Genomic DNA, 21,071 nt, shown 5'->3' with positions numbered 1-21,071 from the left:
CGTCGGCGGAGTCGTCGGAGGCGTCGTCGGCGGCGTCGTGGTCGGAGGCGTCGTGGGCGAGGTCGTCGGAGGCGTCGTCGGCGGGGTCGTCGGCGGGGTCGTCGGCGGCGTTGTCGGCGGAGTCGTCGGAGGCGTCGTGGGCGGCGTCGTGGGCGGGGTCGTCGGCGGCGTCGTCGGCGGCGTCGTCGGCGGCGTGGTCGGCGGCGTGGTCGGCGGTGCCGTGGTGGGCGCAGTGGTCGGCGGGGCCGTGGTCGGCGGAGCGCAGGAGGACGAGACGAAGGTGTCGTCGTCCAGGGTCACCGCGCCGTTGCGGGCGAGAGCGCGGCCGTCGACGGTGACGGCGTTGGTCACGGTGATCGAGGTCAGCGCGAGGATCGAGCCGGCGAAGTCGGAGCCGGTGCCGAGGGTCGCCGAGCTGCCGACCTGCCAGAAGACGTTGCACGCCTGAGCGCCGTTGATCAGCTCGATCCTGCTCCCGGAGCCCGTGATGAGCGTCGAGGCGGCCTTGAAGACGAAGACGGCGCCGTTCGCGCCCTCGGCGTCGAGTCTCACGGTGCCCGTGACTCCGATCGGGCCGGAGGCGGTGTAGACGCCGGGGGTGAAGGTGCGGCCGACGAGGTCGCCGGCGACGGACTCGGTGGTCGCCTGCGAGGAGAGCTGGTCGTACGCCTTGACCAGGTCGGACTGGGCGCCGATGGCGTCCGCGTCCGCGGCGTGCGTCTCGCCGAGGACCTCGCCGGGCGGGAAGCCGGTGATCGCGGTGCCGGGGCTGACGCCGAGGTCGAGCGGCAGGAGGGTGTCGCCCGTGTTGGTGACGGTCGAGCCGCCGAGGACCGAGAAGTTCCCGGCCCTCCCGAGCGTGGGGGCCGTGGCCGCCTCTGCGGCGGTGGCGGAGAGGAGCCCCGCGGACAGGAGCAGGAGCCCGGTCGACGCCGCGATCCCCACCTTCCATCGGGCCCGGTCTCGTCGAACGTGGGAAGGGGTTCCGTGCGGCATCGTTGCGCAGCGATCCGCCCACGACAGCGTGGGCTCGTGACACCCGAGGTGAGTGGAGTCGAACCGTAGCCCTCGGCCCGAGCACGAGTACAGAGCGCGATCGCCGCTCCGGCGCGGATCTCCCGGGGATCCGGGCGCGGATCGACGGATTGCCACCCTAACGGGGGACTACGCGCCGCTGTGCCGGTGTCCCCGGACACGTGACGCGGACGAGGCCGCGACGACGACGCGGCCTCTTGCCCTGCCTCCCGTCGAGTGGGAGCGTGGCCGCAGCCGCCGACGCAGAGGAGCGCACCGTGGGAACCCTCGACATCGATCTGTTCAGCACCGTCGACGGGGTCGCGCAGGCGCCCGGTGGACCGGAGGAGGACCCGAGCGACGGCTTCGCGTTCGGCGGCTGGCAGGCGCCGCTGGTCGACGAGACGGTCGGCGAGCAGGTCCTGGACGGGATGGCCGGCATGGACGCCCTGCTGCTCGGCCGGCGCACCTACGAGATCTTCGCGGGCTACTGGCCGCAGCAGCAGGGGCCGATCGCGGAGCTGTTCAACCGGATCCCGAAGTACGTCGCCTCGCACGGGACGCCGGCGCTCCCCTGGTCCGGCTCGGTGCAGCTCGGCGCCGACCTGCCGGCCGCCGTCCGCGCGGTCCGCGAGCGCCACTCCGCCGTGCACGTGATCGGCAGCCTCGACCTGGTGCAGACGCTGTTCGCCGAGCAGCTCTTCGACCGGCTCACGCTGTGGCTGCACCCGATCCTGCTCGGCTCCGGCAAGCCGGTCTTCGGCGGCGGTGCCGTGCCGACGAACCTGCGGCTCGACGGGCCGGCCGTCACCTCGCCGCGCGGAGTCGTCCGGCTGCAGTACCTGCGGGTGGACGGGACGCCCGGCACCGGGACGATGGGGCCCTGACCCGCCGAGCGACCCGCCGGCCGAGCGACGCTCCGGCATACTGACGGCGTGCAGGACGAGGACGACGAGCGCCAGGATCTCGAGCGCGCGCTCTACGCCCGCCCGACCGGGGACGACCGCGACGAGGCGCTGCGGTCCGAGGCGCTGCGGGTCGAGGCGCAGCGGCGGCTCCTGGCCGAGGCGCCCCCGGAGGCGCAGCCCGGCCCGCCGTCCGCGGATCGCGTCCCGACGCCTCCCGTGCCGACCCCGCCCGTCCCGACCCCGCCCGCTGCGCCTCCCGCGCGCCCCCGCCTCGCCCTCCTCGGCGCCGCGCTGCTCGTCGGCGGGCTCGTGGTCGGCGCAGCCACCGCCTCCGTCCTCGGCGCGGTCGTCTCGCAGCCGCCCGCGAGCGCGCCCGCAACGGCGACCGGGACCCCGACCCCGCGCGCGACCGACCGCTTCGCCGCGATCGTCGAGGGCTGGGCCGTCACCACCGACATCCCCACCGGCCTCTCGCTGATCTCGGGCGACGCCGACGTCTACAGCCCGACCTTCGAGACCACCCAGAACGACCGGCTGCTGCTCACCGCGCCCGACGACTCCCGGATCTGCCTCGCCCTCGAGCGCCCCGACGGCTCGCTCTCGGCCGGCTGCACCGGCCTCGAGGCCTTCTTCGCCGGCGACGCGCTCGACGTGGTCGGCACCGCGACCGGCGACGGCACCCCCGTCTACACCCGCGTCACCCTCCGCCCCGACGGCAGCATCGAGGGCGGCTTCCAGCTGGTCACGACGCCGGGGCCCGAGGCGTAGATCGCGCCATCACGACGCTCGAGCACACTGCTCGGCCCTCGATCGAGGCGTATTATTGTCGGCGATCACCCACTTTTCTGAGCGAGGAGCGCCGCATGCGGACGCAACGACCTCTCGCCGTCGTGACGCCGACCGTCGACGGCGACGTGCTGACCGTTCTCGCGCGCGCCGACGACTGGTTCACTGTCGGTGAGCTGCGCACCCGGATCGGCAGCCGCTCGCTCGAGGGAATCCGGCGCACGCTCACCCGCCTGGTCGAGGAGGGCATCGTCACGAGCCGGAGTGCCGGCAGGACGACGATCTACCGGCTCAACCGCTCCCACCTCGCCGCCAGCGCGATCATGGAGCTCGCGCGCCTCGACGAGACCCTGCACGAGCGCCTCGTCTCGACTCTCGAGGGCTGGGAGCACCAGCCGGGCTACGCGGCGATGTTCGGCTCCGCCGCTCGCGGTGAGATGAGGTCGGGAAGCGACCTCGACCTCTTCCTCCAGCAGCCCGAGGCGCCGACCGACGCCTGGCACGAGCAGGTGTCCGCCCTCGTGCGCGACGCGAAGGCCTGGACCGGGAACGACCCCCGCGTCCTCGAGATGTCCGAGGGCGAGCTGCGCGACGCCGCCGCGGACGAGCCGGTGCTGCGCTCCATCGCCGACGAGGGCATCCCTCTGATCGGCTCCCCGCTCGCCTTCCGCCGACTCGTGGGGACGCGATGACCGCGGACCGCGACGCCGACCTGGCCGTCGCCGCGGGTCGGCTCTCGAAGGCGGAGGAGTTCGCCGACGCCGCCGCGGTCTTCGTCGGCTCGGACGGCACGATCGAAAGCACCGATGCTTTCGCCACGCTGGCGGTCCATGCGGGGATCGCCGCGTGCGATGCGATTTGCATCCGACGCCTGGGGCGCTACTCCCCTACCGGCTCGCACTCCGAGGCCGTCGCTCTCCTCCGTCGCGCCGACCCGGACGCGGCGAAGCACCTGGAGCGGCTCCTCTCACTGAAGACCAAGGCCGGCTACTCGGCGCGGCCGATCTCGGCGACGGAGGCTCAGGGCGCCCTTCGCGCCTACCGGGAACTCCTGACCCGGGCTCGGCGGTCCTGACGGCGCGAGCGGACCGAGCCGCTGTCAAGCCTGCGTGGGCGCTCAGAGAAACCGAGGGCGCGGGCGCCAGGATGCGGGGACATCCGCTCCGCCGAGCACCGACCCGAGAGGCCCCGCCGTGCCCGCCAGCACCCAGAACGCCACCGACAGCACCGCCGCCGCCACCGGCGCGCCCCAGGAGTACGACGTCGCCGTGATCGGCGCGGGGCCGGCCGGCACCGCCGCCGCCCTGCGCGCCGCGGAGCTCGGCGCGAGCGTGGTCGTGCTCGAGGCCGGCCGCGTCGGCGGCACCTGCGTCAACACCGGCTGCGTGCCCACCCGCGTGCTCGCGAAGACCGCGCGCATCGTCCGCGAGGCCCGCACGGCCGGCGACTACGGCGTCGACGTCGGCACGCCCGTCGTCGACTGGGCCGCGACCGTCCGCCACGTGCACGCGCGGGTCGACAAGGTCCGCTCGATCAAGCGCGAGGCGCAGCGCTTCGAGGAGGCGGGGGTCGAGCTGATCCACGAGGGCCGCGCGCGCTTCGTCGACGAGAGCACCCTCGTCCTGGACAGCGGCCGGCGGATCCGCGCCCGCTCGATCCTGATCTGCGTCGGCGGCCACTCGCGCCGCCTGCCGATCCCGGGCGCCGAGCTCGCGACCGTGCCCGAGGACGTGCTGGCGCTGCCGACACTCCCCCGACGGGTCGCGGTGATCGGCGGCGGCAACACCGGCGCGCAGCTCGTGACGGTGTTCAACGCCTTCGGCTCGGAGGTGACGCTGCTCGACCTCGCGCCGCGTATCCTCACCACCTCGGACGCGAGCATCTCGGAGCACGTCGCCGGCGCCTTCGAGCGCCAGGGCGTGCGCGTGCACCTGGGCATCGAGACCGTCGAGCGGCTCGACCGCGCGGAGGACGGCTCGATCGACATCACCTGGCGCGAGGGCGGCGACTCCCGCACCGAGGGCGTGGACGCCGTGATCATGGCGACCGGCTGGCCCGCCGACGTCGAGGACCTGGGCCTCGAGAACGCGGGCATCGAGGTCGTCCGCTCGGCGATCCCGGCCGATCAGTACTTCCGGACGGTCGTGCCGCACGTCTTCGCGGTCGGCGACGCGAACGGGCGCGACATGCTCGTGCAGGCGGCGCAGTTCGAGGCGGAGGCGGCGGCCGAGAACGCGGTGCTGGGCGCCAACCGGCGCACTCCGCAGTTCCTGCTGCCGGCCGGCGGCTTCACGGATCCGGACTACGCCGGCGTCGGCTTCACGCAAGAGCAGGCGCGCGAGCGCGACCCGCAGTGCATCGTCGCGTCGGTGCCGTTCTCGAGCGTGGACCGCGCCGTGATCGACGACCGGGAGAGCGGATTCCTCACGCTGATCGCGGACCGGCGCCGCGAGCTGCTGCTCGGCGCGCACGCCGTCGGCGAGAACGCGATCGAGGTCGTGCAGTCGGTGACGACCGCGATGGCGGCCGGCGTCGACGTCGCGACGCTCGCGAACGTGCGGTTCGCGTACCCGACGTACAGCGCGGTGATCGGGATGGCGGCGCGCGCGCTGCTGGCCGAGCCGGCGCGGCCCGCCGAGCTGGACTGAGCGGCGATAGCCGATCCCGGAGCGCGGCGCCAGCCCTCTCCGGGTGCGGCGCCCGCTCCGAATGATGAAGGGAGGGCGACTCCGCCCTTCCGCTCCCGAGAGGAACCACCGTGCCGATCCCCGCTGTCGACTACGCCCACATCCGCCTGACGGTCCGCGACATCGCCGTCTCGCGCGCCTTCTACGACTCCGTCTTCGGCTTCGACGTCGCCTTCGAGGCGCCGCCCGCGGACGCCCCCGAGGAGCAGAAGGAGCAGCTCGCGTTCCTCTTCGGCGGCCTGATCTACAAGTTCCCCGGCGGGCTCCTGGGCCTGCGCCCCGTCGCCGGCGCGGGCGACCGCTTCGACGAGGACCGCGTCGGACTCGACCACCTCAGCTTCGCCGTCGCCGACATCGACGCCCTGAAGTCGGCCGCCGCCGCGCTCGACGAGCTCGGCATCGCGCACGAGCCGATCAAGGACGCCGGCGGCGAGAGCATCCTCGAGTTCCGCGACCCCGACAACATCGCGCTGGAGATCAGCTCGCCGAGCTGAGCACGCCCACATGCTGGTCGAGCAGCCCCGCAGGGGCGTATCGAGACCGACGCTCTGCATGACGGTGGATCTCGATACGCCCGCTGCGCGGGCTACTCGATCAGCATGGAAGGCACGCCCTCTCCGTCGATTGCACGACCAGCAGGGAACGTGCCCTGCGCGGGTCGCGCGTCCATGCTGGTCGAGTAGCCCCGCAGGGGCTATCGAGACCGGGCGTCTTCAGGACGGTGGATCTCGATACGCCCGCTCCGCGGGCTACTCGATCAGCATGAAGGGCGCGCCCTCTCCGTCGATTGCACGACCAGCAGGGAACGTGCCCTGCGCGGGTCGCGCGTCCATGTTGGTCGAGTAGCCCCGCAGGGGCGTATCGAGACTCGGCGTCTTCAGGACGGTGGATCTCGATACGCCCGCTCCGCGGGCTACTCGATCAGCATGGAAGGCACGCCCTCTCCGTCGATTGCACGACCAGCAGGGAACGTGCCCTGCGCGGGTCGCGCGTCCATGTTGGTCGAGTAGCCCCGCAGGGGCGTATCGAGACCCGGCGTCTTCAGGACGGTGGATCTCGATACGCCCGCTCCGCGGGCTACTCGATCAGCATGGGAGGGCGGCGCCAGAGGTACGGGGTCGTCGTCGAGACCTTCACGAGGCCCGAGCGCTCGAGGATGGGGCGTGAGTACTCCGTCGAGTCGCTGTGCACGAGCGTGCGGCCCGCCGCGAGCGCGGAGGTGGCGCGCGCGGCCGTGAGCGCGCGGTAGATGCCGCGACCGCGGTACTCCTCGAGCACGGCGCCGCCCCAGATGCCGGCGACGTCGGAGTCCGCGACGGGCTCGAGCCGGCCGCCGCCGACCATGCGGCCGTCGACCTCGGCGACCCACAGCTCCATGCCGTCGCCGCGGGCGAGCCGCGCGACCAGCGCGTCGGCGATGTCCGTGTCGACGTCCTCGCCGAACGCGGCGTCGATCATCGCGCTGAACGCGCGGACGTCCGGCTCGTCGACGACGCGGCGCAGGGTCGCGCCGTCGGGCACCGGGGCGTCGCGGGTCAGCGCCTCGAGCGGGCCGATCATGATCGACTCGGTCTCCTCGGCGACGAAGCCGTGCCGCAGCAGCGCCTCGTGCAGACCGGGCGCCCGGTCGTGGCCGCGGGTCTTCCACTCGACCTTGCGGATCTCCGGGTCGGCGTCGAAGTGCGCGCGGGCCGCGGCGACGAGGGCGTCGATCGCCGCCTCGTCCGCCCCGCCGAGGTCGCGATAGGTGACGAAGCCGCGCCCGCCGGCGAAGGTCACCAGGCGGAGCGGCCCGGCGAGCGTCACCGCCACGGCGCTCGGCGTCTCGGCGTCGGTGCGGAGCTGCTCGTCGTAGACGCGCAGGTACTGCGCGCGGAGGTCGTCGGGGTCGGCGCTGGTAGTCATCCCGCCACGCTACGGGCGATGGTGGGTGGATCGCCTCGGGGTGCCCATGTTGATCGAGTAGGCCGCGGAGCGGACGTATCGAGATCCACCACCGTCGGAACACGAGTCTGCAGACCCACCGCTCTGAGGACGGCGGGTCTCGATACGCCCCTGCGGGGCTACTCGACCAGCATGTTCGCGGGCGTCTCTTCCCGGTGATCCTCCGATGTCAGAACACGAGTCTGCAGACCCGCCCTGCTGGTGACGGCGAGTCTCGAGACGCCCCTGTGGGGCTCCTCGACCAGCAGGGGGTGCGCACAACATCAGCTGAGAGCAGGGGCCCTCGCCTGACAGCGGAGGCCACCCCTTCTCAGCTGATGTTCTGCAGTGCTCGAGCGCTCCACACCTTTCGAGCGGCCTCTCTGCTGATCGCACAGCAGGCGCAACGGGAGTGTCGAGATCCGCTCGCGTCAGAACGCGAGTCAGCAGACCCGCCACGCTGATGACGGTGGGTCTCGATACGCCCCTTCGGGGCTACTCGACCAGCATGAAGCGGCGCCGGGGGTCAGCCGGTGACGCGGGCGATCAGGTCCTGGAGGAAGGGGATGACGTCGCCGGCCTGGTCGACGCTCGCGAAGGCGGTGGCGAGCAGCGGCCAGAGCGAGCCGACGAGGGTCGCGACGACGGCGGCGACCGCGGCGACCCAGGCGAGGGCGGCGTTGCGGGAGACGAAGGCCAGCGCGAGGAACGCCAGGGCGACCAGGTAGCTGAGCACGATCGAGAGGGTGATCGCGCCGACCGGGACGTCGAGGACGCCCGCGGTCGTCGCGTCGGCTGCACCGATCAGGCCGAGCACCGGGAGCAGCACGCCGACGACGATCAGGAAGCTGACGACGACGCCGGTCGCGAGAGCGGCCCAGGCGGCCCGGGGCTTCCGGCGCGAGCCGTAGGAGCGGGTGCGCACGGCCTACTCCGACCCGCGGCGCTCGGTGACGGTGACGTCGGAGTCGTCGGCAGAGGCGGAGTCGTCCACCGGCTCCACCTCGACGCGGACGACGAACTCGGCGGCGGGAGCATCGGCGGTGACGACGACGGTCTCGACGGAGTCGTGAGCGGAGTCGTGCTCGGAGTCGTCGGCGCGCTCGGCCACAGGAGCGTCGGTCACGGGCGCAGCCGGCCGCGTCGCGACCTCGTCGGACAGCGAGTCCGCGGTGGCGTCCGACGCGGTGGCGCGGTCGGCGGCCTCGTCGAGGCGGTCCGAGGCGTCGTCGAGTGCGTCGGCGGTCCGCTCGCGGGCGGTGTCGAGCGCTGCCGCGCCCTTCTCGCGGGCGGAGTCGAGGGCGGCGCCGCCCTTCTCGCGAGCGGAGTCCAGCGCGTCGCCGGCCTTCTCGACCAGCGAGGGGCCGTCCTCGCGCTCGGAGTCGGGCACCTCGATCGGGTCGAAGGGGCCGTGCACGTCGGTGACGTTGACGTTGACGACGACGTGCTCGCGGGTCAGCTGCGCGGCGGCCTTGCCGACCTGCTCGCGGACGGCGGCGATGACCTCCTGGACGGGGCGCGGGTACTCCGACACCAGGTCGAGGTCGAGGACCAGCACGCCGTCGACGCGGGCGATGCTCACGCCGGGGCTCGTGGTGGTGCCCAGGACGGCGCGGGTCGCGCGGTCGAGGGTGCGGGCGGCGGCGCCGCCGAGGTGGTGCACGCCGGTCACGCCGGCGGCGGTCTCCGCGGCGGCGGTCGCGAGCAGGCGCTCGATCGACTCGTCCTCCGGGTGCGCGCCGTCGATGGCGCGGAGGTCGTTCGTTCCGACGGTGTCGGTCATGGGGTACTCCTCAGTGGTCTTCCGGCCCTCCCGAGCGGGAGGGCCGGATCGTCCGGTGCGGCGGGTGCGCGGCACGGGGCGGCGCGGACGCCGCTACTGCACGCGGGCGCTGCCGCTCATCCTGGTGCGGATCCCGCTGACGATCTGGATGACCACGGGGGTCTCCTCGCCCAGCACGGCGTCCCAGCTCTTCACCGCGTCGTCGATCGCGCGGCGGGTCCGCATCGGCGAGACGCCGCGGCGGGTGTGCGCGGTGACGCGGAGGACGGTGCGGTGCTTGACCTCGAAGGCGGTGACGTCGAGCGCGACGATCGAGGGATCGTGCGACAGCGCCTCCTCGAGGACGTGCTCGGCGACCTTCGCGTCGATGGTGACGGAGCCGCCGGTCGGCGTGCCCGAGCCGGAGCCCGAGCCGACGCGCAGCAGCGTCGAGGTGCGTCCCCGGCCCTGTCGCACGATGAAGCGCACCAGCAGCAGGATCAGCACGAGGGCGACCACGGCCGTGCCCCAGAGGATCCACGGCTGCCCGCCGGAGAGGGCGTCGCTGGTGGGCTGCGTCGCGTCCTCCGCGCCGGTCGAGACCGTCTGCTGGACGTCGGGGAACAGGGCTCCCGCGGCCACGGCACCGCCGGCGAGCAGGAGCACGAGACCCACGACGAACAGGAGGAGGCGGTTGAGGAACCGGTTGGTGGTGGTCATCGGACCGTCCCCTTCTCGGACAGGCGCACGCGCGCCGTGAGCTTCGGGCTGACGTCGTAGCCCGCGAGCTCGGCGTCGACCGCCTCGCGGATGGTGCCGACGTCGAGGCTGCGCCCGGAGGTGCGGCCGACGGTGACACCGGCCGTGCGTCCGCCGATCGAGACCGACACCTGGTCGGGGTCGACGTCGCCGGCGTAGGCGGCGGTGCGGGCGAGGCTCTGCGCGATCACGCGGTCGTCGATGACGGCCGCGGTGCGATCGGCGGCCGCACGGCGGCGGCCGCGACGGCCCGGGGAGAAGGACACGACGATCAGGACGAGCCCGATCAGCGCGGCGACCGCTCCGCCGGCCACGATCAGCGGGACGGGAGCGCTCGCGGCGCCGAGCACCGCGGCCGCGCCGTCCTGCGGGGCGACGAGCAGCGCGGGCTGCCCGAGGGCGGCGAGCACCGCCTCCGTGCCGATCCACGCGAAGACGAGGACGAGCAGGACCGCGAGGACGATCGCCGAGGTGGAGCGGGACGAGGTGATCTCGCGCCGGACGAGCCTGGGGTACAGCGCGCCCGTGGAGCGGGTCCCTGATGCTGCGGGGGTCGTCACGAGACTCTCCTTCGCTCGCGCAGGTCGGCCCCGGTGATCCGGAGGTCGACGCGCCCGATGGTGGACCCGGTCAGCTCGAGGCAGCGGGTGCGGATGGTGGACTGGGCCGTGCTGAGACGGCTGAGGACCGTGCCGGAGCGGCGGTCCCCCTCGCCGAGCGGACGGATGCGCAGGGGGGCCTGCGCGGTGACGTGCAGCTTCCCCCCGTCGTCGTCCAGCTCGACCGAGACGTCCGACGCGTCGACGTCGAGCGCCTCCGCGGTGACGGCCGACACGACCCTGCGCACGGCGCGCGAGGTGATCGTCGTGCGGCCGTGGCGGGCCTGGTCGGCCATCACCGCCGCGGTCACGAGGACCGCCGCCCGCGGAGGGTGTCGGCGAGCGAGCTCAGGTCGAGCTTGCCCTCGACGACGCGGCCGACGCCGTAGCCGACGGCCATGGCGAGGGCGACCCAGAGGAGAGCCCAGAAGCCGAAGACCAGGCCGGTGAGGGCGAGGACGGCGCCGAGGATCAGGCCGAGGTGGGACGGAGTCACTTGACGCGGCTCTCGGTGTCCTCGTCCTTGTCGTCCGAGGGGATGTAGACGTCGGCGACGGTCACGTTGACCTCGGTGACCTCCATGCCGACGACCGAGGAGATGGCCTCGGAGACGGCGGAGCGGATGCTGTCGGCGAGCTTCTGCAGCGCGACGGGGTACTCGGCGACGACGGTGATGTCCGCGGCGACCTGCTTCTCGCCGACCTCGACGGAGATGCCCTGGCCGCGGTCCTGCGCGTTGATCGCGTTGCGGATGGCGCCGATGGCGCGGGCGGCTCCGCCACCGAGGTCGTGGACGCCGGCGACCTGGCGGGCGGCGATGCCGGCGACCTTCTCGACGACGCCGTCGGCGATCGTGTTCTTGCCGGTGGAGGTCTCGGTGCCGTGCTTGGCCGAGGTGGTGGCGAGGGTGCTGGGGGTGACGTTGGTCATGATGCTCTCCCTGGTAGAAGGTGATGCGCGACTCGGTCGCGGTGACGACGATCCGTCGCACATGAATCAGACGTGCGGTGCTCCGGGATCGTCCCGCCGGATCAGCCAGTGCGCAGGAATCCTGGAGCGACGACGCGCTCTGCGGCCAGCGCCGTCCACAGGCCGCGGAGTTGCGCGGCAGCTGTCGGCGAGAGGGCCGGTGCGGGTGGCGACGCCGGTGCAAGACCCGCAGGGGTGGGGTGCAGAGAGCGCCGGGCCGGCGCACTGAGACTTCCTCCGCCTACGATGGAGGCCGCACAGCTGAGATTCGGGAGGGTCGATGAGCGTCCGGATCCCCGTCAGCCCCGAGGTCCTGCTGTGGGCCGCGGAGCGCGTCGGCTGGTCCGAGACCGTCGTGCGCGAGCGCTTCCCCCGCTTCGACCGGTGGCTCGTCTCGGACCCGGCGCCGACGCTCACGCAGCTTCGCAGCTTCGCCCGCGCGGCTCGTCTCCCCTTCGGCTACCTCCTCCTTCCGACTCCGCCCGAGGAGACGGCACCGATCCCCGACCGGCGGACGCGCGGGAGCGGGCAGCGGCGGGAGCTCTCGCCGGATCTGCGAGACGTCCTCTCCACCTGCCAGCGTCGCCAGGCGTGGTACCGCGACTTCGCCCTCGCTCACGGCTTCGACGAGGTCGCACTCGTCGGGTCCGCCTCCCTCGACGAGCCGGTCGAGGTCGTCGCCGACCGCCTCAGCACGATGGTCGGATTCGACCGGGAGCGACGCGGCCGCTCCCCGAGTAGGGAGGCGGCACTCCGGCGGCTTATCGACCTCGTCGAGGCCGCCGGTGTCCTCGTGTCCGTCAGCGGAGTGGTCGGGTCAGACACCCATCGGGTACTCGACCCGGACGAGTTCGGCGGGTTCGCGCTCGTCGACGACCACGCGCCGCTCGTCTTCGTGAACGGCGCCGACACCAAGGCGGCCCAGATCTTCACCCTCGTGCACGAGCTCGCGCACATCATGGCCGGGGAGTCCGCGCTCTCCGAGCTCGGGGTGAGCGGATCCGCTCGCGACGAGCACGAGCGCTGGTGCGATCGGGTCGCCGCGGAGGTGCTGGTCCCCCGGGCGACCCTGCCCGAGGCGTTCCAGGGCACGACCGACGCCGAGGAGCTCGATCGCCTGGCGGCGCTCTACCGGGTGAGCACGCTGGTCGTCCTCCGCCGCCTCCTCGACATCGGGCTGATCGGAAGGGACGAGTACTGGTCCCGGTACGGCGACGAGTCGGCCCGCGTGCGGGAAGCGGCCCGCGGGGCCCGCCGCAGCGGCGGCAACTTCTACGCGACCCAGCCCCTCCGTCTCGGACGACGCTTCGCCCGAGCGGTGGTCTCGGACGCCCGGAGCGGCGGGACGACCTACGGCGACGCCTACCGGCTCCTCGGCACCGCGAAGGCGGAGACCTTCCGGAGACTGGCCGACGAGCTGGGTGTGGCCTGATGTACCTGCTCGACACGAACGTGTTCATCGAGGCCAAGAACCGCTACTACGCCTTCGATCTCGCTCCCGGGTTCTGGGAATGGCTCGAGAGGGACGCGGCCTCCGGCGTCATCGGGAGCATCGAGCAGGTGCGGGAGGAGATCGTCGCGGCCGAGGACGAGCTCGCACTCTGGGCGCACGATCATCGCGATCTGTTCGCACAGCCGGATGCCCGGACCGTCGGCGCACTCGTGGAGCTCGCCGGCTGGGCCGCCGCCGGTCGCTTCACCCGGGCGGCGGTCGACGAGTTCCTGAACGTCGCGGACTGCTTCCTCGTCGCCCACGCCGCTGCGCACGGGCACATCGTCGTCACTCATGAGGGGTTCCAGGCGGACGCGCGGCGCCGGATCCTGATCCCGAACGCCTGCCGGGCGCTCGGGGTGCCGTACTGCGACACCTTCGCCGTGCTGCGCGACCGGAAGGTCCGCCTCGATCTCGCAGCCTGACCGGCAGGATCAGCGGCGCAGCGTGTGGCTCGGCAGCTCCTCGAAGCGGGCCTGGTAGGCGCTGGCGAAGCGGCCGAGGTTGCCGAAGCCCCAGTCGCGGGCCACGGCGGCGACGGTCGTCGAGCAGGGGTCGCCCTCGGTGAGATCGTGGCGGGCGCGGTCGAGGCGGACGTCGCGGAGGTAGACCGACGGCGAGACGCCGAGGTGGCGCTGGGTGGCCTGCTGCAGGGTGCGGGTGTGCAGGCCGGCGGCGCGGGCGGCGTCGGCCGGGGTGATCGGCTCGTGCGCGTGGTGCTGCAGGAAGTCGAGGGCGACGCGGGTCCGGGAGGCGGAGGGGCGGCGGAGCACGGCGGGGACGTCCCAGGCGCGCCAGGGGAAGAGCAGCAGCAGTGCCCGGGCGAGGTTGAGCTCGGCGGTGAAGCGGACGAGCGGGGCGATCGCGGCGCTCGCGAGCGCGGCGGTCGCGTCGGTCACGGCGGTGCGCCAGCGGGCGAGCACGCCGGGGTCGGCGTCGGCCTCGTGGTCGAAGGAGACGGGCTGGCGGGGGCCGGAGTGCGACTCGGTCGCGACGTCCTCGAGGAAGCCGGGCGCGAAGTGCACGAGGTTCTGCCGGTGCGGCTGGTAGGCCAGGCCGAACTGGCGCTCGGCGGGCAGCAGGAACGGCGCGGACGCGGCGCCGGTGCGGGTGAACGGGCGCAGGTTCAGCTGGCCGCCGCCGGCGCGGAACCAGCCGACGACGTACTCGCGCAGGTGGGAGATCTCGCCGGTCAGCGCGCCCGCGCAGTCGGAGGTGCGCAGGGTGACGCGCTCGCTGCCCCGGTAGGCGTAGCGGAAGGAGAAGCCGCGCGAGCCGGGCTGCACGCGGAACGATCCGCCGCCGTAGGCCTCGGCGTAGACCGCGGACGCCTCGGCGGGATCGGCGCCGGCCGCCTCGAAGCGCCGCTCGGCGCCGCCGGATCCGCTCGCCGGGGCGAAGGGGCTGCCCATCGTGAAGGTCGAGCCGGTCGGGGCCTGGCTGGTCGGGGCTGATGCGGGCGGAACGGCCGGGTGCGCTGTCGATGGCGGGGAGGTGTGCATGGTCGGGCTTCTCTCGGGTCTGGGAGATCAGGGGCGGACGGGGGTGGGGTCGCTCCGGTGCTCTACAGATACAGACGGGTCGACGGCCGGAAACGTCACGGATGCGGAGCGTGCTCGCAATCCGGCCAGCGGATTCGGCGGCGAGGGTGGAGGCTGATAGGCATTCGGAGCGGCGGCTGCGGATCACGCGCGTAGACGCGGAACGACGGCGGAACGGCGGGAGGTGGCGATCGTGGCGGAGGCGCTGCCAGAGGACGCTCGCTCAGACGAGGCCCGCTCCGACGAGGCGCTGCCCGACGACCCGCTGCTGCGTGCCTCCGACGCCACGCTGGCCTCGCGGGCCGTGGACGGCGACGTCGCCGCCTTCGAGCAGCTCGCCCGACGCCACGGCGCGCTGATGCGGGTGTATGCGGCCAAGCTGCTGGGCTCCGAGGCGGAGTCCGACGACATCGTGCAGGAGGCGTTCCTCACCGGCTGGCGGCGCCTCGGCGACCTCGACAGCCCCGCGCACATCCGGAACTGGCTGATGCGGATCGTCTCGCACAAGGCGATCGACCGGATCCGCGTGCGCCGCCGCCACGACGACATCGACGACTGGGACCCGCCCGCGCCCGCCGAGCACTCGCCCGAGCGGATCGTCGAGGCGCGACTCCAGCTGGACGCCGTCTGGGAAGCACTGGACCGATTGCCCCCCGATCAGCGACGCTGTTGGCTGCTCCGCGAGACCGCCGGCTACAGCTACCAGGAGATCGCCGACGCTCTCGAACTCCCCGTCTCGACGGTCCGCGGCCTGCTCGCCCGAGCCCGCCGCTTCCTGCTCCACGAACTGGAGGCATGGCGATGACCACCGACGACATGCCCGACGAGATGCCGGACGACGCCGTGCCCGACGACGACCTCGACGGCCACACGCTGGAGGAGCTCGGCGAGTACCTCGACCGCGGACGCACTCCCGTCGATCCCTCCATCGAGGGCTCGGCCGCCTGCCGGCTCGCGCTCGCGAACCTCACCCGCCTGAACGAGCTGTCCGCGAGCGCGCTGCGCCGACGCGCCGACGCGGAGCCCGACCGCGACGAGGTCTGGATCGCCGGGCTGCTCGACGCGATCCGCTCCGAGGTGCGCTCCGGGCGCGACGTGCCGATTCGCCACCCCGACCCGACGCTGCGGCTCGCGCTGACCGAGGCGGCCGTGCGCGGAATGATCCGGCGCGCGGGCGACACGATGGGCGGCGTCATCATGGGCCGCTGCACGCTCGACGGCGACGTGGCGACCCCGGGCGCGGTGATCCGCATCGAGGTGACCTTCGCGCTCGAGTTCGGGATCCCCGTCGCGACCGTCGCCGACCGCCTGCGCGAGCGGATCCGCTACGCCCTCGAGCGGCACACCGAGCTCGTCGTCGGCGCGATCGACGTCACCGTCGACGACGTGTACCCGAGCAGGGAGGACCAGCCGTGACCGACAGCACTGCGACCGACGACACTCTCGACGACACCGCTCTCGACGACACCGCGCTCTCACAGCGCCTCACCGCCGCGATCCGCGACACCGAGGGCGTCGCCGGGGTCTACCCCGCGCAGCCGCTGCTCGAGGCGGCCGCCGACGCTCTCGCGGTGAAGCTCGCCCTGCGGCAGCCGGACGTGCTCGTCGACATCGACCGCTCGGACGGCTTCACCACGGTGACCGCGCACATCGCGGCGACCGCGGCGCTGCCGGCCCCCGAGACGCTCCGCGCGGTCGGCGAGGAGCTGCGGCGCCTGCTGGACGCGGAGCCGTCGGTGACCGGCCCGCTCGCCGTGAACGTGAAGGTGCGGCTGATCGAGGACTCGGGGCGCGCCGCGGAGTAGCGCCGGTCAGGCGTCGATCGTGCGCTGCGCGCCGGGGCCGGAGCTCGCCCCCGTATCGGCCGCCCCTGTGTCGCCGTGCCCCGTGTCGGCGTGCCCCGTGTCGGCCACCGTCACGTCGGTCGCTCCCACGTCGCTCGAGGCGAGGCTGATCCGGCGCGGCTTCGCCTTGGCGGCGATCGGGATGCGCAGCGTCAGCACGCCCGCCGTGTAGTCGGCGTGCACGCTCTCGGTGTCGAGGGAGTCGCCGAGGACGAGCTGGCGGCTGAAGACGCCCCACTGCCGCTCGGCGGCGACGGGGTCGGCGCCCTCGGGGAGGTGGCCGGCGCGCTCGGCGCGCACGGTCAGCACGTTCCGCTCGACATCGATGTCGATCCGCTCGGGCCGGACGCCGGGCAGGTCGAGCTCGACGACGAAGTCGTCGCCCTCGCGCCAGGCGTCCAGGGGCATCACGGTCGGTCGGGCGGCCGTGCCGAAGACCTGTCGGCTGAAGCGGTCGAGGTCGCGGAACGGGTCCTGCTGCAGAAGCATGATGGTCTCCTCACGTGGTCTGAAATGCCTCGCCACCGGGCCTTTCGCCGGTGACACACAAGTATTTACAACGGCGGAAGCGCTCGTGCAAGAGGGTCTCAGCGAACCTCGAGGAAGTCCCGCCGGGCGGGCTGACCGGGGTCGCGACCGGGCCGCTCGCCGTGAACGTGAGAGTGCGGCGGTTCCGCCGGAGACGCGCGATTCAGCGCCGCCAGGCGGGCCAGCCGGGGTCGTGACCGGGCCAGACCTCGACGCCGGGCTGCGCCGCGAGGTCGGCGAGGCGCTCAACGGCGCGCCGAGCCGCCTCGGCGTCGCCGGGGCGCGCCGTCCAGCCGCAGGCGGTGCGCTCGTCGAGGTTGCGGCGGAGGTCCGCCGCGTCGCAGGCGAGCACGATCGAGCGGTCGGCGAGGTCGATCCGGAACGACTGATGGCCCGGGGTGTGCCCGCGGGTGTCGAGTGCGGCCACGCCGGGGGCGAGCTCGGTGTCGCCGTCGAGGAGCAGCACCCGGACGTCGGCGTCGAGCAGGTCCTGCGGGACGACGGTCTCGCGGCGGCCGAGGCCCTCGCCGAGCCACTCCCACTCCCGCCGCTGCAGGGCGACCGGGGTGCCGGCGGGAGCGAGGCGCAGCCCGCCCGTGTGGTCGAGGTGCAGGTGTGAGAGGGCGACGAGGGCGAGGTCCTCCCAGCGCAGGCCGGCCGCGGCGATCCCCTCGGCGAGCGCGTCGCCGGGCGGGACGACGGCGGTGTAGCTCTCGTAGTCGTAGTGCGCGGCGCGCTGGGCGGGATCGCGGACCCGGTCGAGGTGGAACCCGCCGTCGATCAGGATCCAGGAGTCGCCGAGGTCGATCGCGGCGCCGGTGACCGGCTCGAGGAGGAAGCGCGCCGGGTCGCCGCCGCGGAGCGAGATCGACTCGGCGATCGGCTCGTGGCCGAGCACGAGCGGGACGAGGCGGCGGGGGCGGGACAGCGGGAAGGCGCCCGGCCAGTCGTCGGCGATCATGCGGGCCTCCTGGAGCACTTCGGATTGGATCCAATATAGTCGTGAATGAATCCACAGATCCACTCCCGCACGAGAAGAGGGCTCGCATGACCGGCGCCATCCCGATCAACATCCCGATCACCACCGAGATGCTCCACTGGGGCCGGCGGCCGACCTACGAGATGGTCGAGCAGATCGTGGACGGCTACCCCTCCGACGTCTCGCGCTGGCTGATCGGCGCGCACACCGGCACGCACGTCGACGCGCCGTCGCACTTCGTGCCGGGCGGCGCGACCGTCGACGAGATCGCGCTGGAGAGCGTGGTCGGGCCGGTCCGGGTGCTCGACCTGCGGCAGGTGGCGGAGGAGATCACCGACGCGGACCTCGTCGCGGCCGGCGCCGAGGGGGCGGTGCGCGTGCTGTTCCGCACGCGCAACTCGACCGACGCGCTGACCCGCGCGGTGAAGTCGGAGACCTGGGTCGGCCTCGCCCCGAGCGGGGCGCGCTGGCTGGTCGAGCACGGCGTGCTCTTCGCGGGCCTGGACTACATGACGATGGAGGCGCCCGCGCACACCGAGGAGTGGCCGACCCACGTGATTCTCTGCGGCGCCGGCGTCGTGATCCTCGAGAACGCGGACCTCGCGCAGGTCGAGCCCGGCGACTACCTGATGGTCTGCCAGCCGGTGGCCTTCGAAGGCCGCGAGGCCGCTCCCGCCCCGACGGTCCTGCTCCCCCTCCCGTGAGCCGCCCGCCGCGAGATGCCACTTGTGCACGCTTTTCACGGCGTGTCGCGCGCACAAGTGGCATCTCGCGGCGGGGATCAGACGCCTGCGGGCTCCAGGGCGCCGCGCTGCTCGCGGTCGAGCTCGGTGCGGACGGAGCGCTCGCCCTCGAGCTCGCGCGGGGTGCGCGGGGCGAGGAGGCCGACCACGACGAAGGTGCCGAAGCCGATCGCGGCGGCGACGAGGGTGGCATAGCCGTCGAAACCGGCTCCGATCAGGTCGTTCGGGACGTAGAGGATGTCGTTCGGCACGCCGTAGAGGGTCGGGGTGAGCGCCAGGCAGACCAGGCGGACGACCAGGCCGACGCCGGCCGCGGTGAGCGCGGCGACGACTCCGGGGCGCTTCCAGAAGACGCCGAGCAGGAACGGCGCGGCGAGGCAGGCGAGCATGATGTCGAACGCGAGCGTCAGCAGGATGCCGGTCTGGCTCACCCGGATCGCGAGGAACGAGCCGAGGATCACGATCGGCACCATGGCGACGCGGGTCCAGCGCAGCAGCGGGTCCGCGTCGACGCCGGAGTGGCGGCGGACCGAGAGCACGTTGCGGACGACGATCGCCGAGGTGGCGAGGATGGCGCCGGACGCGGTCGAGAACGACGCGGCGACGACTCCGGAGAGCACCAGGATCGCGATGACCGGCGGCGCGTAGTCGTCGAGCAGCGTGAACAGCACCGGGCCGTCGGCGGCCGAGAGGCCCAGGACGGCGGTGGCGCTGAGGGCGACGATCGCGAAGATCGAGCCGATCGCCGCGGTGCCGACGGCGGCCGCGTAACAGGCGCGGCGGGCGACCTCGGGCGACTTGGCGCCGAAGATCCGCTGCATGAAGTCGATCGCGACGAGGTCGCCGATGCCGAGGGCGACGAGGGTGGCCCAGTTGACGGGGGCGCCCATCGCCGGGTCGGTGAGCTGCTCGAAGTCGAACGGCCCCATGCCCTCGGGGATGACGATGCCGTAGGCGAGCGCGACCCAGACCAGCAGCGAGATCGCCGCGACGACCGTGATCACGGTCTGGATGGCCGCGGTGTACGCGTCCGAGAAGAGGCCGCCGGCGATCGTGTAGCTGAGCACGAGGGCGACCGAGAGGATGACGCCCCAGGCGTACGGGATGCCGGCGAAGCGCTCGAGCAGGAAGCCGCAGGCCACCAGGTTGCCGGCCAGCAGGATCGTGAAGGAGAAGACCATGATCACCGAGGCGACGACCTCGGTGGTGCGGTCGTAGCGCATCCGGAAGAAGTCGGCGAGCGTGAAGAGCTTCATCGCGTTCATCGGCTTGGCGAGGAAGAGGCCCGTGATCAGGAGGCAGATCGCCAGGCCGATCGCGAGCGAGGCGCCCGCCCAGAAGCCGAACTGCGAGGTGAGGTCGGTGTTGCCGACGGTGGCGTTCGAGTCGACCGCGGCGGCGGTGAGGCTGACGGCGACGAGCGGGATGCCGAGGCGGCGTCCGGCGACGAGGTAGTTGGCGCTGTCGCCGTCGATCTTGCGGGCGACCGCGATGCCGACGGCGAGGATCACCACGACGGTGATCCCCACTCCGAGGATGATCATGCGTGCTCCGAGCTGCTGAGTGGTGCGGCGGGGTGTTTCTATCGGTTGATAGACACGGATCCTGCCGCGCGCTCGGGCGCCGTTCTTTTCGGGCGTGGGTCGATCCTGTTAACTCCGGCGCGCGGGCCGCTCGGCCAGAACGCGAAAGTTGCGGTAGTCGGCCGCGACTACCGCAACTTTTGGAGGATGAGCGGGTCAGACTCGGGCGAGCAGGGCCGGGCCCTCGGCGAGCGCCTCGGCGACGGCGGGGCGCGGGAGGTCGAGGACGCGCAGGGCGGCGAGGGCGACCGCCTCGGCGGACGGGCCGGGCTCGGCGGGCTGGCGGCGGCGCTGGAGGATGACGTTCTCGACGAGGGCGAGGACGAGGGAGGCTCCGGTCGCGGGGTCGGCGGCGCCGCAGGCCGCGACGAGGGTGCGGTAGGCGGTCTCCAGCTCGGAGCGGCGGTCGCGGAACTCGGCGAAGCGCTCGTCGCCGAGCTCGGGCAGCAGGTAGAGCGCGCCGACGTTGTGCTCGCCGGCCGCGAGCAGCCGCGCGTCGGAGACGCAGAGCGCCCAGAGGCGCGCGGCCGGCGGCTCGTCGCGGGTGAGGAGCACGGCGGCGGCGTCGAGCGAGGGCTGCACCGTGCCGAGCAGCAGCTCGAGCAGGACCGCGTGCTTGCCGCCGAAGTGGTGGTAGAGCGAGGCCTGGCGGATGCCGGCCGCCGCTGCGATGGCGTGCGTGCTGGTGCCGCCGAAGCCCTCCGTGCAGAACAGCGCCGCACTCGCCGCGAGGATGTCGGCCCGCGTCCCCAGCCCGGTGAGCGACGCCCCGGAGGCGCGCGGCCGTCCGGGGGGTGCGCTCGACATGCGCTCGACCGTAGCAGCGCTCCCGAGCCGCGCCGACTCTCCAAAAGTTGCGGTAGTGGCGCGCGACTACCGCAACTTTTGAGGGATGGAGGGGTGGGTGCGCGCGAAACACGATCGCAACGTCGGGGTCACAGCGGCGACACGGGG

Annotated in this window: 25 protein-coding genes and 1 pseudogene; 12 read left to right on the top strand and 14 right to left on the bottom strand. The window is 73.2% G+C overall.

What is annotated here, in order from left to right:
• On the bottom strand, positions 1 to 945 hold a 945-nt coding region (locus HQQ86_RS16270), incomplete at its 3' end, for an ice-binding family protein (protein ID WP_367948689.1).
• A gap of 347 nt (positions 946 to 1,292) precedes the next feature.
• Here HQQ86_RS16270 and HQQ86_RS16265 point away from each other — a divergent pair.
• The 6 genes from HQQ86_RS16265 to HQQ86_RS16240 all read left to right on the top strand — a co-directional run bounded on the left by HQQ86_RS16265 (position 1,293) and on the right by HQQ86_RS16240 (position 5,889).
• A complete protein-coding gene (locus tag HQQ86_RS16265; protein WP_173289428.1) occupies positions 1,293 to 1,901 on the top strand; it encodes a dihydrofolate reductase family protein in 609 nt (202 codons plus the stop codon).
• Between the two features lie 48 nt (positions 1,902 to 1,949).
• Entirely contained in the window at positions 1,950 to 2,690 is a 741-nt protein-coding gene (locus tag HQQ86_RS16260; protein ID WP_173289272.1) for a hypothetical protein, read from the top strand.
• Between the two features lie 95 nt (positions 2,691 to 2,785).
• Complete coding sequence (locus HQQ86_RS16255) at positions 2,786 to 3,400, top strand: nucleotidyltransferase domain-containing protein (RefSeq protein WP_173289271.1); 615 nt, start codon at positions 2,786 to 2,788, stop codon at positions 3,398 to 3,400.
• Entirely contained in the window at positions 3,397 to 3,783 is a 387-nt protein-coding gene (locus tag HQQ86_RS16250; RefSeq protein ID WP_173289270.1) for a DUF4129 domain-containing protein, read from the top strand. The genes HQQ86_RS16255 and HQQ86_RS16250 overlap by 4 nt, the downstream gene beginning before the upstream one ends.
• Before the next feature lie 118 nt (positions 3,784 to 3,901).
• Positions 3,902 to 5,356: an NAD(P)/FAD-dependent oxidoreductase gene (locus HQQ86_RS22140; protein WP_173289269.1), complete on the top strand. Its 1,455-nt coding sequence runs from the start codon at positions 3,902 to 3,904 to the stop codon at positions 5,354 to 5,356.
• A gap of 110 nt (positions 5,357 to 5,466) precedes the next feature.
• The gene (locus HQQ86_RS16240) at positions 5,467 to 5,889 is read left to right on the top strand and encodes a VOC family protein (RefSeq protein WP_173289268.1); all 423 of its coding nucleotides are present in this window, start codon (positions 5,467 to 5,469) and stop codon (positions 5,887 to 5,889) included.
• A 583-nt stretch (positions 5,890 to 6,472) separates the two neighbouring features.
• Here the strand turns inward: HQQ86_RS16240 and HQQ86_RS16235 are convergent.
• The 8 genes from HQQ86_RS16235 to HQQ86_RS16200 form a co-directional block, all read right to left on the bottom strand.
• Positions 6,473 to 7,300: a GNAT family N-acetyltransferase gene (locus HQQ86_RS16235; protein ID WP_173289267.1), complete on the bottom strand. Its 828-nt coding sequence runs from the start codon at positions 7,298 to 7,300 to the stop codon at positions 6,473 to 6,475.
• Between the two features lie 544 nt (positions 7,301 to 7,844).
• On the bottom strand, positions 7,845 to 8,243 hold the full coding sequence (locus tag HQQ86_RS16230) for a hypothetical protein (RefSeq protein ID WP_173289266.1): 399 nt from the start codon (positions 8,241 to 8,243) through the stop codon (positions 7,845 to 7,847).
• Positions 8,244 to 8,246: 3 nt separating this feature from the next.
• Positions 8,247 to 9,101, bottom strand: a complete 855-nt coding sequence (locus tag HQQ86_RS16225) for an Asp23/Gls24 family envelope stress response protein (RefSeq protein ID WP_173289265.1) — start codon at positions 9,099 to 9,101, stop codon at positions 8,247 to 8,249.
• A gap of 93 nt (positions 9,102 to 9,194) precedes the next feature.
• The gene (locus tag HQQ86_RS16220; protein ID WP_173289264.1) at positions 9,195 to 9,800 is read right to left on the bottom strand and encodes a hypothetical protein; all 606 of its coding nucleotides are present in this window, start codon (positions 9,798 to 9,800) and stop codon (positions 9,195 to 9,197) included.
• Entirely contained in the window at positions 9,797 to 10,399 is a 603-nt protein-coding gene (locus tag HQQ86_RS16215; RefSeq protein WP_173289263.1) for a DUF6286 domain-containing protein, read from the bottom strand. The genes HQQ86_RS16220 and HQQ86_RS16215 overlap by 4 nt, the downstream gene beginning before the upstream one ends.
• Entirely contained in the window at positions 10,396 to 10,749 is a 354-nt protein-coding gene (locus HQQ86_RS16210) for a hypothetical protein (RefSeq protein ID WP_243581525.1), read from the bottom strand. The genes HQQ86_RS16215 and HQQ86_RS16210 overlap by 4 nt, the downstream gene beginning before the upstream one ends.
• The gene (locus tag HQQ86_RS16205; RefSeq protein ID WP_173289262.1) at positions 10,746 to 10,934 is read right to left on the bottom strand and encodes a DUF2273 domain-containing protein; all 189 of its coding nucleotides are present in this window, start codon (positions 10,932 to 10,934) and stop codon (positions 10,746 to 10,748) included. Before HQQ86_RS16205 ends, HQQ86_RS16210 begins: the two co-directional genes overlap by 4 nt.
• Positions 10,931 to 11,368 (bottom strand): Asp23/Gls24 family envelope stress response protein, encoded by a 438-nt coding sequence (locus HQQ86_RS16200; protein WP_127888090.1) that lies wholly within the window; start codon positions 11,366 to 11,368, stop codon positions 10,931 to 10,933. Before HQQ86_RS16200 ends, HQQ86_RS16205 begins: the two co-directional genes overlap by 4 nt.
• A gap of 319 nt (positions 11,369 to 11,687) precedes the next feature.
• Here HQQ86_RS16200 and HQQ86_RS16195 point away from each other — a divergent pair, with 319 nt between their 5' ends.
• Both HQQ86_RS16195 and HQQ86_RS16190 read left to right on the top strand, forming a co-directional pair.
• A complete protein-coding gene (locus HQQ86_RS16195) occupies positions 11,688 to 12,839 on the top strand; it encodes an ImmA/IrrE family metallo-endopeptidase (protein WP_173289261.1) in 1,152 nt (383 codons plus the stop codon).
• Positions 12,839 to 13,324, top strand: coding sequence for a DUF4411 family protein (locus HQQ86_RS16190; RefSeq protein WP_173289260.1), 486 nt, complete (start codon positions 12,839 to 12,841; stop codon positions 13,322 to 13,324). The genes HQQ86_RS16195 and HQQ86_RS16190 overlap by 1 nt, the downstream gene beginning before the upstream one ends.
• A gap of 9 nt (positions 13,325 to 13,333) precedes the next feature.
• Here HQQ86_RS16190 and HQQ86_RS16185 read toward each other — a convergent pair whose 3' ends face one another.
• Complete coding sequence (locus HQQ86_RS16185; RefSeq protein WP_173289259.1) at positions 13,334 to 14,401, bottom strand: helix-turn-helix domain-containing protein; 1,068 nt, start codon at positions 14,399 to 14,401, stop codon at positions 13,334 to 13,336.
• A gap of 232 nt (positions 14,402 to 14,633) precedes the next feature.
• Here HQQ86_RS16185 and HQQ86_RS16180 point away from each other — a divergent pair, with 232 nt between their 5' ends.
• The 3 genes from HQQ86_RS16180 to HQQ86_RS16170 are packed head-to-tail and all read left to right on the top strand — an operon-like array spanning position 14,634 to position 16,245.
• Positions 14,634 to 15,245, top strand: coding sequence for an RNA polymerase sigma factor (locus tag HQQ86_RS16180; RefSeq protein WP_367948688.1), 612 nt, complete (start codon positions 14,634 to 14,636; stop codon positions 15,243 to 15,245).
• Complete coding sequence (locus HQQ86_RS16175; RefSeq protein ID WP_173289258.1) at positions 15,242 to 15,856, top strand: Asp23/Gls24 family envelope stress response protein; 615 nt, start codon at positions 15,242 to 15,244, stop codon at positions 15,854 to 15,856. The genes HQQ86_RS16180 and HQQ86_RS16175 overlap by 4 nt, the downstream gene beginning before the upstream one ends.
• Positions 15,853 to 16,245, top strand: coding sequence for a hypothetical protein (locus HQQ86_RS16170; RefSeq protein ID WP_173289257.1), 393 nt, complete (start codon positions 15,853 to 15,855; stop codon positions 16,243 to 16,245). Before HQQ86_RS16175 ends, HQQ86_RS16170 begins: the two co-directional genes overlap by 4 nt.
• Positions 16,246 to 16,380: 135 nt before the next feature.
• Here HQQ86_RS16170 and HQQ86_RS16165 read toward each other — a convergent pair.
• Both HQQ86_RS16165 and HQQ86_RS16160 read right to left on the bottom strand, forming a co-directional pair.
• Positions 16,381 to 16,773, bottom strand: a pseudogene (locus HQQ86_RS16165) (Hsp20/alpha crystallin family protein); the annotation flags it as partial.
• 202 nt (positions 16,774 to 16,975) lie between these two features.
• Complete coding sequence (locus HQQ86_RS16160) at positions 16,976 to 17,773, bottom strand: N-acyl homoserine lactonase family protein (RefSeq protein ID WP_173289255.1); 798 nt, start codon at positions 17,771 to 17,773, stop codon at positions 16,976 to 16,978.
• Between the two features lie 86 nt (positions 17,774 to 17,859).
• Here HQQ86_RS16160 and HQQ86_RS16155 point away from each other — a divergent pair, with 86 nt between their 5' ends.
• Positions 17,860 to 18,495: a cyclase family protein gene (locus tag HQQ86_RS16155; protein ID WP_173289254.1), complete on the top strand. Its 636-nt coding sequence runs from the start codon at positions 17,860 to 17,862 to the stop codon at positions 18,493 to 18,495.
• Between the two features lie 77 nt (positions 18,496 to 18,572).
• Here the strand turns inward: HQQ86_RS16155 and HQQ86_RS16150 are convergent, their stop codons facing one another.
• Positions 18,573 to 20,078, bottom strand: a complete 1,506-nt coding sequence (locus tag HQQ86_RS16150) for a sodium:solute symporter family protein (RefSeq protein WP_173289253.1) — start codon at positions 20,076 to 20,078, stop codon at positions 18,573 to 18,575.
• A 195-nt stretch (positions 20,079 to 20,273) separates the two neighbouring features.
• On the bottom strand, positions 20,274 to 20,924 hold the full coding sequence (locus HQQ86_RS16145) for a TetR/AcrR family transcriptional regulator (RefSeq protein WP_173289252.1): 651 nt from the start codon (positions 20,922 to 20,924) through the stop codon (positions 20,274 to 20,276).
• Positions 20,925 to 21,071: the final 147 nt, after the last annotated feature.

Source organism: Rathayibacter sp. VKM Ac-2857, from assembly GCF_013205025.1.
Classification (GTDB): Bacteria; Actinomycetota; Actinomycetes; order Actinomycetales; family Microbacteriaceae; genus Rathayibacter.
The sequence above is the reverse complement of the archived record's forward strand: the minus strand, read 5'-3'. Positions and strand labels throughout refer to the sequence as shown.